General features: G+C 31.2%; 12 protein-coding genes. 4 read left to right on the plus strand and 8 right to left on the minus strand.

The annotated features are described in order from the left end of the window. Positions 1 to 90: 90 nt before the first annotated feature. A complete protein-coding gene (locus ACFEL1_RS06710; protein ID WP_342278866.1) occupies positions 91 to 357 on the minus strand; it encodes a BolA family protein in 267 nt (88 codons plus the stop codon). An 80-nt stretch (positions 358 to 437) separates the two neighbouring features. On the opposite strand from ACFEL1_RS06710, the gene ACFEL1_RS06715 reads away from it, so the two are divergent. Continuing rightward, the gene (locus tag ACFEL1_RS06715; RefSeq protein WP_341763078.1) at positions 438 to 1,652 is read left to right on the plus strand and encodes an EAL domain-containing protein; all 1,215 of its coding nucleotides are present in this window, start codon (positions 438 to 440) and stop codon (positions 1,650 to 1,652) included. Positions 1,653 to 1,926: 274 nt separating this feature from the next. On the opposite strand, the gene ACFEL1_RS06720 is transcribed toward ACFEL1_RS06715, so the two are convergent. Next, on the minus strand, positions 1,927 to 2,199 hold the full coding sequence (locus ACFEL1_RS06720; protein WP_375330869.1) for a hypothetical protein: 273 nt from the start codon (positions 2,197 to 2,199) through the stop codon (positions 1,927 to 1,929). Positions 2,200 to 2,498: 299 nt separating this feature from the next. Continuing rightward, on the minus strand, positions 2,499 to 3,146 hold the full coding sequence (locus ACFEL1_RS06725) for an HD domain-containing protein (RefSeq protein WP_375330870.1): 648 nt from the start codon (positions 3,144 to 3,146) through the stop codon (positions 2,499 to 2,501). Positions 3,147 to 3,328: 182 nt separating this feature from the next. Between ACFEL1_RS06725 and ACFEL1_RS06730 the strand changes: the two genes are divergently transcribed. From ACFEL1_RS06730 to ACFEL1_RS06740, 3 genes are all read left to right on the plus strand, one after another. Next, the gene (locus ACFEL1_RS06730; protein WP_375330871.1) at positions 3,329 to 4,072 is read left to right on the plus strand and encodes a class I SAM-dependent methyltransferase; all 744 of its coding nucleotides are present in this window, start codon (positions 3,329 to 3,331) and stop codon (positions 4,070 to 4,072) included. 109 nt (positions 4,073 to 4,181) lie between these two features. Further along, a complete protein-coding gene (locus ACFEL1_RS06735; RefSeq protein ID WP_375330872.1) occupies positions 4,182 to 5,498 on the plus strand; it encodes a hypothetical protein in 1,317 nt (438 codons plus the stop codon). Positions 5,499 to 5,515: 17 nt separating this feature from the next. Next, a complete protein-coding gene (locus ACFEL1_RS06740) occupies positions 5,516 to 6,817 on the plus strand; it encodes an NAD(P)-dependent oxidoreductase (RefSeq protein ID WP_375330873.1) in 1,302 nt (433 codons plus the stop codon). A 48-nt stretch (positions 6,818 to 6,865) separates the two neighbouring features. On the opposite strand, the gene ACFEL1_RS06745 is transcribed toward ACFEL1_RS06740, so the two are convergent. From ACFEL1_RS06745 to rho, 5 genes are all read right to left on the minus strand, one after another. Beyond that, complete coding sequence (locus ACFEL1_RS06745) at positions 6,866 to 7,348, minus strand: transposase DNA-binding-containing protein (protein ID WP_375330874.1); 483 nt, start codon at positions 7,346 to 7,348, stop codon at positions 6,866 to 6,868. Positions 7,349 to 7,618: 270 nt separating this feature from the next. Next, complete coding sequence (locus ACFEL1_RS06750; protein WP_375330875.1) at positions 7,619 to 8,563, minus strand: hypothetical protein; 945 nt, start codon at positions 8,561 to 8,563, stop codon at positions 7,619 to 7,621. A gap of 122 nt (positions 8,564 to 8,685) precedes the next feature. Next, positions 8,686 to 9,438 carry a YaaA family protein gene (locus ACFEL1_RS06755; RefSeq protein ID WP_375330876.1) on the minus strand — a complete coding sequence of 251 codons (753 nt, stop codon included), beginning with the start codon at positions 9,436 to 9,438 and terminating at the stop codon, positions 8,686 to 8,688. Positions 9,439 to 9,459: 21 nt separating this feature from the next. Continuing rightward, a complete protein-coding gene (gene mdh, locus ACFEL1_RS06760; protein WP_341762044.1) occupies positions 9,460 to 10,407 on the minus strand; it encodes a malate dehydrogenase in 948 nt (315 codons plus the stop codon). 20 nt (positions 10,408 to 10,427) lie between these two features. Continuing rightward, positions 10,428 to 11,780: a transcription termination factor Rho gene (rho, locus tag ACFEL1_RS06765; RefSeq protein ID WP_341762045.1), complete on the minus strand. Its 1,353-nt coding sequence runs from the start codon at positions 11,778 to 11,780 to the stop codon at positions 10,428 to 10,430. Between the last annotated feature and the right edge of the window lie 360 nt (positions 11,781 to 12,140).

The following is a 12,140-nucleotide window of genomic DNA, read 5'->3' on the forward strand; positions in this document are numbered from 1 at the left end:
TTATTTCAAGATCGAGTAAAAGCTTATTTGAATGAACCTTGTCCATTCTTATGTAATATAATTGATTGTCAAGAAAAAAAGAAGAGTTTATTAATCAGTAGGTGAGTGGGGGTTTTTCGTATCAATTGATAATGCGTGTAGTCCGCTAGCTAGTTCATCTGCTAAAAGATTGTTAATTATTTTATGCTGTTCTAGCAAACTTTTTCCTATAAAAGCTGCTGCAAAAATTTTGATCTTAAGATGACTTTCAGTAATGCCACCATTATGGCTGGCGTGCTTGTAACTTTCGTCAACTATTTCGCAATAATGTGGTTTTAACACATCTAGTTTTCTTTTTATTCTATTTATTTTGGTCATAGTTATATATATATAAAACTTTTACTTGTATCAAGTCTACTGGGATTTTAGTATTTAGTAAATATTATATTTAGTTGGTTATGGCAAAATTAGATACAAAAATTAGAAATTTGCAATCTGAACTTGATAAAGCCGGGCATGGGTATTGTATCTCTTTTAAGTTATTAAATTACGACGAATTGAATGCTATGATGGGAGGAGATATTTATATAATTGACAAACTTAATAAAATTATTTCTGAAGTTTGTAATAAATTAATTACTGCTCCTTCTATATCAGTTTATAAACAAATTGAGCATGATAGAATATTGTTGGTTTTACCCACACTAGACCAAAATCTAGCTAAGGAAGTTGTCCTAAAAATACATTTATTATCTCAACTTTATGTCGATGATCTGTTACCTGCAGTTTATATGAATTGCAGTAGTGCTAGCATAGAGTTTCCCAAGTTTACCAATCAAGCTAAAGAAGTATATAATCTATTAAATTGGCTAGTTTCTTATCAAGGTGACCAAAGTTATTATCGTGAGTATGACCATAAATATTATAATATAGAGTTTGTTAAAGAGTCCAATAAGCAGCTGAATCTCTTAAGAAAAGCTTTATTAAACAAAACAATGGTTTTTGCTTATCAGCCAGTTATTGACCGTAAAACAATGAAGATTCATTACTATGAATGTTTACTAAGGATTCCTGACACAAATAATAATCTATTTTCTGTAGGTGCAATAATTCCAGAAGCTGAAAAGAAAGGTTTAATTTTTATAATAGATCAAATAGTGCTAGAAATGGCAATTAAAGAACTAGATGCTAACCCTAGCTTAGTGCTTGCAGTTAACATTTCAAATATTGGTATATTAGATGTTTCTCTCCTAGAGATAGCAGAAAAACTATTACAAACATATGATGTTTCAGGAAGATTAATTATTGAGATTACTGAGACTACCCTTAATCAGCATTACCAACAAATAAAATTCTTTATGCACAGATTAAGAAAATTTAGTTGTAAATTTGCTTTGGATGATTTTGGAGCTGGGTTTACTTCATTTAAACAATTACAAAATCTACCGATAGATATTATTAAAATTGATGGTAGTTATGTACGTAACATCACTAGCGATATACAAAGTCAAGATTTCATTAAACGGTTAATTAAAATTTCTGAAAATTTAGGTGTTCAAACTGTAGCAGAATTTGTTGAAAATGGGGAAATAGCCAATTTTTTAATCAACTTAAAAATCGATAATATGCAAGGCGATTTCTTCTCACCGGCATCGGTTAACAGAATAAAATAATCATCAGCACGATGTCCCCACAACTGTTGAAGGTTAGAAAAGGGAGCGGTTTTAAAGCTCATCATGGCAGTTTAAAAGTTGCAGAAAAATAACCAAGGTCATTACGAGGAGGCTGTAAGGTCGACGAAGCAGTCCAGTAACATCATTTATCTATAGATTGTTTCCTAGATTACTTCGCTTACGCTCGCTAATAGACGCTGTAGTATAGGTATTTGTAAACTTTCAACAGTTGTACACCGGAGCGTACAACTAGTCACACTACTGAACGAAAAGGTTATATTGGTTGTGCAAAGTGTAACTTAAGCAATTTTATGACTAAGGAATCAAAAAATTGCTTAGAACGACTATAAGCTTGTTTAATTGATCTTATACCTAACTGTAGTACAGAATAACTCCTGCATCCTAACGTTTTCTTCATTTTTATCGGTTGCTCTTGCTCTCCAATTGCTCCTATTTTTATTGCTATTGCATATGCTACAAATAAACATTTTATAAAATTCTCTAATCGTACTTTACTCTTTATATGCGTATTCCATTCTAAAACCATTACTTTTGCACTCTTTAAAGGCAGCTTCAATATCCCATCTCTTGAACGTATTTAGTCTTGAATCTTTCATCTAAAAATGCTTAGGTAGTAATTCGGCTAGTAACATAGAGTTCCACAGATTTTTTTGTATTCAATCTAAAATACTCTATTTTCTAGCTCTTGCAACCACTCCATTTCTTTTGTCCAGTAGTGTGACAACTAGTACGTGAGGAGCGGAGATCATGAAGTACGACGACGTGATGATTAGTTTTCGGAAATGGTATTAGGTGGTTAATTTTTATTAGAGGGTCAAACACTGCTTACAATTTACAGTTACGACCTAATAGGTATTTTAAAGATATATTAATTAATTCGTTTGCTATATCATTCATATTAAGATGCATAGCAAGTGGTACAAAATAACATAAAGTTTCATTAACTGTTTTATCAATTTTTTCAGAGGATTTTGCGTAAAGAGTTCTCATATTATGCAAACGATCAAAAATTTTAATAATCAGTATATCTGACTTTCCTTGAATAAATAAAGAATTAATCATTTCCACGACACTAATCTTTTTTTCTGGTTTTATTCTAGTTAAGTCTTGAACTTGATTAGCAACTTTACTACCAAAGATAATATTAATCGTTTCTTCAGTTATATTTGTATCTTCAAGGCAGTCATGAAGTAATGAGGTAACTATCATGTCTGTTCTAAAAAATCGTGGACGTGTTTGAGCCGTGTAAGTAGCAACTATGTAAGCTACCTCTATTGGATGTGAGTAATATGGCTCTCCTGATTGTCTTTTTTGGTCAGCATGATATTTCCTAGCATAATATATTGCTTTCTTAATTTCAATAATATCCACCTTGTCTTTAATATGTTCATTTAATATTAAAAGCTGGTTTAACAATCTTTTTGAGTATTGACACATTTTGAATTTTATTTGCCAATAATCCTGATCTCTCATAAAGTCTCGTATTTTTATAATAAGTATAAAGAAACCATATATAAACACACTTGGTAAGACTGAAAATAGGGGGCAAGAATAGCATGCTAAAATTATGCTATTGTAATTTAGTGCTTTTTAATTTTAATTCTTATTGTTAAAATAATAAAAAGCAGTTCCTCTAATTGTTCAATGGTAAAATTATGAATAACTGGAAATTAAAAACTATTATTGATTCTTATAGAGAAACTAAGGAATTTAGATTTAATAATTATATTATTAACCCACACGTAAAAAATATTATAGGAAATGTAAGAGACAAGGCTCTATTAGAGATAGGTTGTGGATTTGGTAGATATTTAGAAATTTTCTATGCTGAGAATCCACTGAAATTAGTAGGGTGTGACATTTCTCCTTATCAAGTAGAGCTATGTAAAGAAAATATCAAAAATAGTAATATTGAGTTACATGTATTAGATTTTTCTGATGTTGAAAGTTCTGCAATTTTGGGACAACATGAATACGATATTGTATATAATATCTTTGTGATTTTATATATAGATGTTTTAAGTAAATTAGAAATATTTATCAAAAATTGTTATGAATGCTTAAAACAAGGAGGAAAAGTTGTAATATGCACTTTAGATATTATAAGCGCATATTCTTATCTAGAGGTTTTTGATATATTAAAACTTCCCACGAGGTTTTTGAAAGATGAGTACACGGATGGTTGCCCCATAGAAATTAGTATTACAAATGATTGTGTTGTAACGTGCTATCATATGGATTTTGATACTATAAAGAGATTAATGGAAAAATTGGGCTTCAAGAATGTAAGGAAACATAACTTGTTTTTAAAAGAAAATGCTTTACAGAGATTTACAGAACAAGAATTTAACCTTATAAAAGAATCTAATATACTCTTATTAATAGAGGCAGAGAAATAAATATAATAGACTTATTGCAGAATTCGCTTCTGCAATAAGTCTATTATATTTATTTAGACTCAACAATTTTAATCACTTTCAAGTTCATTTAATTATACGAGAATCTAGTATGGGAGAAGATTTGAATTTTAGTGTTGAAGAAGTCAAATGGTCTGAAGTTAAGGATGAAGTTTATAAGGTTAATCCTGAACTGGCAGAAAAATGTGATAATGTTAATCAATGCGGAAAATATTCTTTATTCAAAATAAAATATCCTTATGGAGCATATATTGTCAATAGGGGGGAGTTTCATCTACCAACTAAAGATGGTAAACTAATTCCTATAAATGACTCAAGAATTCCAGAATTTCTAAAAAAGAAGTTGAGATATAGTCATATTCCCTTATCCTTAATTATTAATAGTTTGAGTGAAGTATTTGTTCAGATACAAAATAGAATTGTTTCTCTTAATGTTCTTTTGACTGGTGAACTTTTTGGTCTATTTGAATTAATGCATATGTTAAACCAAACATCTTCACTAGACATGCCTATTTGGAATGTGTCAGCCGGAGCTCGCTCTACTGTTATGATTCCAAGTATTTCTGATACAGTGGGTCATAATAGAATTAAAAAAAAATTAGGGGTTGATATCTATGCTCCCTATAGTTTGTCAGATCATTGGCAGACATTTGTAGATATTAATAAGTATTCTCATAATTCAAATTGGAATAATAGCATTTTAGTATTTTCTAATGAGTGGTTTCTTCAACCAAATGATCTTGGATATAGTGGTTTTTATAATTATCTAGTTAATCAATGTTGGAAACAATTTCAATTGTTAGAAGATTTTACAGATTTTAGTTTATTATGGTCATTTTTTATTCATGCAATTAATCTACGTAATTTAAAACCACGATCATATTTAATAGACACTGTTAGACATTTAATTTTGATTTCTAAAGGTTCTGCTATAGCGTTTAAGCCATCCACGGATGATACAGGTTTGCCAATGAATTTAATACAGCAAATATATGTAAATGATTATAATCTAAAAGATTATATACCAAATATTATGCAACCAGCAAAATTTACTAAAAATAGTAAAGTCTATTATTCTCTTAGCTTTCCTACTCTATTTAATAGCTCTCCTTATTGTAGAAATCCTCCAAGTATAATTGAAGATCAAAGAGAGATTAAAAGATTATTAGATATTTTAATAAATACTATTCACCAAATTGAGAATCATAGTGTCAACTCACTTAAAAACATAAAATTTGAGTTATTTCATTCTGGAAACGATCCATTTGGTCAGATATTATCTAGTAAAATTATATCTGAAGATGATGCTAGATTTTTAGAGTATAATAGTAATGGTAAGGAAGCAAGAGTATTTTGCTCCTCATCTAGTTTTTTTAATGGTTGTATTGCTATATGCAATGACGAGTAATTTTTTGAGTTTATATTATGAGTAATTTAAATACACCCATATTAGCAACTCTACAAAGTATAATAGATAAATTAAAAGGATGTAAGGATCTTAATTTAAAAAATGTTACCTTTGTTTGTGTACAACATTTGTTATTTACAACAATAGATTTAATAAAATCTCTTATCAAATTAGGTGCTAAGCCGAATAATATTCATATAATGGGTAAAATATACTCAAATTGTCCTATAGTAATTGCCCAACTTATAGAAATGGGAGTAAATTACTACCCTAGTTCCCAACCGCAACAATTTGGCTATTTTAACTATTATTTTAATATAGATATAGCTAATATGTGGGCTAATGTTGCTACTACCATAATGAATGTAAAATCTGACACTATTATCATACTAGATGATGGTAGTAAATGTACAACAAATATTCCAAAGTTACTAAGTGATAATTACAAAGTCTTTGCTGTAGAGCAAACATCATCCGGTGTTGTTAATATTACTAAAAAGAATAATACCACGTTACCTTTTATTGACGTTGCTTATTCTGCTACAAAGCAGATATTAGAACCTCCAATGATTGCTCAGGCCGTCATACAAAAACTTGATAAAATTTTGCCTTTACAATCTCATAGCCTTATTTGTGGAGTAGTAGGTCTTGGAGCTATAGGAAGGGCTGTCGCCCGGAAACTATTATCTTTAAATCATAAAGTAATAATATATGATAAATCTGACAGTAAGTATAATCTTATGAAGAAGATTAAAACTGCAAATAATATTCTATCTTTATTTCAGAAATCTGAGTATATTTTTGGTTGTACAGGAGAAGATATTACTTTATCTCTTGACGTCAATAAAATACGAGGAACAAAGAATCTAATTAGTTGCTCATCACAAGATATAGAATTTCAGTCATTATTGCATATTATTCAAGATAATTCTTCTATTAATACCTCTAACGTATTGGATAATATAGAATATTCTACAGATAGTGCAACGTTCAATATTTTTAGAGGAGGATACCCTGTAAATTTGGATAATTATGGAGAATCTGTGCCAGCCAATGATATACAACTTACTCGAGGATTATTACTTGGTGGAATCGTGCAAGCAGTATTTCATTTAGTTCAAGAGGTTAATCAAAAGCCACAACAATATATGTTACATCCTAAAATACAAAAATTAATAGTGAAAGAATTAGTATATAATCAAAAGTACAAATTTTCTAATGATTTAGTAGTTATGAATTTTTTAGATGAAGAGTGGATTAAAAATAATTCTAGCGGAGAATATGTAAGTAATGATATTATCTCACGATATTTTCTATAAACCTAAATTTCCGATTAAGAGTAAATAAAAAGTTGATGGAAATGAGGTTTAGTTTTCCCACACGCCGCATGATAATCCACTTCTATAGCATAATTTTTGCTCATATTTATCTCGAAGATGAGGAGCGAAGCCTATAGATAATAGGCGAGCGACGACGTCACCAAATTCTCCTGAATTGACTATACCAATGTCAATCTTGGCTTTGTGGTTAGTAAAGTTAAGATACGTACTGTCTTGTATCACTAGCAATAAATTATCATTATTATTGTTAATTCTATCAGTAGTTTGCCTAAAATGCGGCTCTATTAAATGATCATTGTTAACTTTGCTATTAACAAAAAAATCATAAGCTTGTCTTTGATCTTGCGGATTATCAAAAAGATTCTTAATACAGATTGTAAATTTTGCCATTAGGGCTGTAAAAATCTTTAAAGCTTTTGATTTAAGACGTTGATCTTTTAAAACTAAACTTTCAAATTCTGATTCAAAAAATAACTTATTACTTCCTTCTCCTAGTCCCAAACTACCCAATTGCTTACCTCAAATTTTAAAAAATAAAATTTAATATTATCTTATTTCTTTTTAATCCTTGCAATTAAAACTTAAGGCTAACTGTTAGATTTGGTTTCGGCTCGGCGGATGTTTCGCTGTCTACGCTTTACTACTGTGTCGTTACCTTCAGCTGCACAAGACTCGCTATATGGTGGAGCTAGCTACTCCTTCCATAACAGGACTTTCACCTGTAAGATTAATGCACCTTATCTTGACGTACACACAATCAGTTGGACAGAGCCTAGAGCCTTAATAATTCATATTTTTCCAGTCGGAGCGTTTAGTTTCTCCGGTTTTATAAAAAGAAGTTACTTCTTTTATAAAATGTTCAAAATCCGAATTTTCTTTAACTAGCCTATTAGCCATATTCCAATCAATCTCTAATCTTTCTTTAGCAGGAATTAGTATTCGACCTTTTTCGGATTCGTTTATGTTTAATAAAATAAATCCTATACCGTGCCTAGCAGAAAGAATTTCCAGTTCACGAGAAGTGTTACTATCCTTGCTTTCTACTAGAGAGAAAGCTACTAAATATCCATAGTGAGCCCATGAAGAATTTGATAGTGCTTGAAAAAAAGATTCTCGTACATTGGAGTGATTAATTTTTACTTTCACCTCAAAAGACCAAAGTTTAGCTTTTATATCCGCATATTGTTTGACGCAATCTTTGATCGGCTCTGCCCAACCTTTCGTCATAGCCTCCATTCCCACTAGGTCGGGATATAACCATTTATTAGCATTAGTACCACTACGATTTGAAGAACGTTTATCATTAATAGTCATGTTATAAATATTAAGCTCATCCCAAAGAAATTCTGAAAGCTTTAGATACACCTCTTTTTCTTTTATGTTTGACCATTTTTCAGCTTCTTCTATCTCCGCTTGATCAGTTTTTTTAGTAAAATAGTATTTACGTGGACACTCTTGTGTTATTTTAATACCAGGCTCTTGTTTTTGTATGGCTTCATTACGTTCTTTAGTCATTTCTCCACTAAAGAGTACTATAATAATTTGAGCTATTTTTGCTGGATCAGTTACATTGAGTATTGATTTGCATTTACTGTTCTCCGCTTTTCTCTTGACTTCCTCAGGATAAGTTTTTACTAGCCATGCAGCTATTTCTCTAGAAGTAAATTTCTGACCTTCATTGGCTTTAAGGAAACTAATAATTGCTCTGTTACGGTTAAATTGCATAGATACTACTATTTTATAAACTACTAATAAATAATAATCAGAATAGTAAAGAATTTAAAGAACACTAATATATAATTCCAAGTTATTATCTTTAAATTTAAATGTAGTTGTAATATTACAACTTATTCATTTTTAACAAATACCCAATCTTTGTTGGAAGACTCAGTTTCACTATAGTAATAGTTTTGTTTAGAGAACTGTTTTAATTTTTCAGGTACGTCTATAAGATTTTCTGCAATAAAGTTAAGCATGCTGCCCCTAGCTTTCTTGGCGTTTATAGCTATTATTTGTAATTTATTATTTCTTTTTTCTTTAAAATATATATTAATTATTGGATATTTAAGATCATTTTGATTTATGGCAGAGGAATATTCATTAGAGGCTAGGTTGATTAGATATTTATTTTGATGAGTTGCTAATATTTGATTTAGATAATTGGTAATATCAATTTGCCAAAAATTGGATAATTTTTCTAAATTTGGCAATTTTGTTGACATTTCTAGCCTATAGGGTTTTATTTTATCTAAAACTCTTAGTGGTCCATATAAACCTGATATAATTAACGTGTGTCCCTGCAAGAAATCCCATTGCTCTTTAGAGAAACTTCGTCTATCAATATTATCATAAACATCCCCATCATAGGCAAATATCGCTTGCTTTTGGGGATAGTTATCGAAATCTTGAAATCTATAATAATTAAGCTCAGCCAGTTTGCTACTTACATTCATTACCTGCTTGATCTGATTTTGTGATAGGCTTTTACATATCTGTAAGAGATACTGCATTTTAGTAAGGAAATGTGGCTGCGTACATGGTAAATCCGGTATTTCCGAGATGAAATCCTGAGTCTTAGCTGGTGAAATTATACTTAGCATATCTGTAATCTAATAAGAAATTTACAACTTAACTGATTCAATTAATTTTCTAACTCCATCTACTGATTTATTAAATAGATATTGTTCTTCATCATTTAATTTTATTTCCACTATTTTTTCTACACCATTTTTACCAATAATAACTGGCACTCCGACATACATATCTTTTACTCCATATTCCCCTTGAAGATAAGCAGCACAACTTAATATTTTACGTTTATCTTTTAGATAACTCTCTAACATTTCAATAGCAGAAGTTGCTGGAGCGTAATAGGCAGAACCATTTTTAAGTAGTGAAACAATTTCTCCACCACCATTTTTTGTGCGATCTATTATCGCATTAATACGTTCTTTCGTTGACCACCCCATTTCTACTAAATCTAAAACTGGTATGCCGTTAATTGTCGAATATCTAACCAAAGGAACCATTGAGTCACCATGACCTCCAAGTACAAAACTACTAACATTTTCTACGGAAACATTAAATTCATTGGCTAAGAAAAAGTTAAATCTTGATGAGTCAAGTACCCCAGCCATACCAACCACCATATTGCTAGCTAGTCCACTTTCCTTTAACATTACGTAAACCATAGCGTCAAGTGGATTGGTTATAACAATGACAAAAGCGTTCGGTGCATATTGCTTAATGTTGCTAGCCACAGTTTTTATAACAGTAGTATTAACATTAATTAAATCATCCCGACTCATTCCGGGTGAGCGTGGTACTCCAGCTGTAACAATTATAGCATCTGAACCTTCTATGTCTTTATAATCGTTAGTACCTTTGGCAATTATATCTGATCCGGTAATTGTCCCAGCTTGTGATATATCTAAAGTCTTACCCTGCGAAGGACCTTCAGATAAATCAAACATAACTATATCAGCAAGTTCTTTAAAGGCTATCAAATGTGCAAGTGTTCCGCCAATCTTTCCTCCACCAATTAAAGCAATTTTTGTTCTTTTAGCCATACTTCCTCCTGAAAAACATTTTATGAATTCATTGAATCAAAAAATTCTGTGTTAGTTTTAGTGTTTTTAAGTTTATCAATTAAAAATTCTGCTGCATCGATAGTTCCCATTGGGTTAATGATTCTACGAAGAATCCACATTTTGGTTAAAATGGCTTTATCAACCAATAGCTCCTCTTTACGTGTACCAGATTTAGTAATATCAATCGCAGGGTAAACGCGCTTATCAGCTATTTTGCGATCGAGGACTATTTCAGAATTGCCAGTACCTTTAAATTCTTCAAAGATTACCTCGTCCATACGAGAACCGGTTTCAATTAAAGCAGTTCCTATTATAGTCAATGAACCACCACTCTCAATATTTCTTGCCGCTCCAAAGAATCTTTTTGGACGTTGCAGGGCATTTGCATCAACTCCCCCAGTAAGAACCTTACCAGACGAGGGTACAACAGTGTTATAAGCTCTTGCAAGTCTTGTTATTGCGTCAACCAATATTACTACATCTCTTTTATGCTCGACCAACCTTTTAGCTTTCTCAATAACCATTTCAGCAAGCTGAACGTGTCTAATAGCGGGTTCATCAAAAGTTGAGCTAACTACTTCACCACGCACTGAACGTTGCATATCAGTAACTTCTTCTGGGCGTTCATCAATTAACAAAACAATTAAAAATACTTCGGGGTTATTGGTGGTAATAGCATGAGCTATATTTTGCAATAGAACAGTTTTTCCCGTTCTTGGTGGAGCAACAATCAACGCACGTTGTCCTTTACCCATAGGAGCAACCAATTCAATTATTCTTGTACTAAAATCCTTACTATTATCTTCTAGCTCTAGGGATAATTTTTCTTCAGGATAAAGTGGCGTTAAATTATCGAAATGTACTCTATGATAGGCCTTAGAAGGGTCTTCAAAATTAACTTTGTTTACTTTTAACAAGGCAAAATAACGTTCTCCTGGTTTTGGAGCTCTAATTTGCCCTTCTACCGTGTCCCCTGTACGTAGTCCAAAACGACGAATCTGACTTGGGGAAATATAAATATCATCAGGACCGGCTAAGTAATTTACTTCTGGAGATCTAAGGAAGCCAAACCCATCAGGTAAAATTTCAAGTACGCCTTCTCCTGAAATCAAATCACCCTGCTCAACAGATTTCTTGAGTATAGCAAAGACTAGCTCTTGTTTTAGCAAAGCACTAGAATTTTCAATATTAAGATTTTCTGCCTGTATTTGCAATTCTTCAGGTGACTTACGTTTTAATTGTTTAAGATTGATGATAACAATACCATCTTTATTAGGATTATCATACTTGGTACTATTATTATAATAAATATCAGGTGATTCCTTATTGTTAGTAACTGTATTTTGGGTCATACCTATTTTTTTTAGATTAGTTAAGATCAGACTTTTCTAGAAACTTTATTCTTTCTAGGTCATTTTGTTGTTAGAATCAATCGAAGGAATTCTCATGTACACTAGTACTACTTACGATTTTTTGATTAATTTTTTAGTAAAAATTCCTTTCATAGCTAGTTTTGAAATAGGTCTATTGCTTTAAAAACTGGGAGAATCACGAAACCTACGAAAGTCAAGTTACTTAAAGATTAAGGTTAGACTACTACTCGAATGATTAGACTTCTTGCATAATTCTACTTTTGTTGGTAATTTATTCGTCGTGCCTAGGCTCAAATCCGTAACGGAATTTGAGTGTGCTGCAAGTCGAGATTTCGTGGC

The organism is Candidatus Tisiphia endosymbiont of Oplodontha viridula (assembly GCF_964264865.1).
Classification (GTDB): Bacteria; Pseudomonadota; Alphaproteobacteria; order Rickettsiales; family Rickettsiaceae; genus Tisiphia.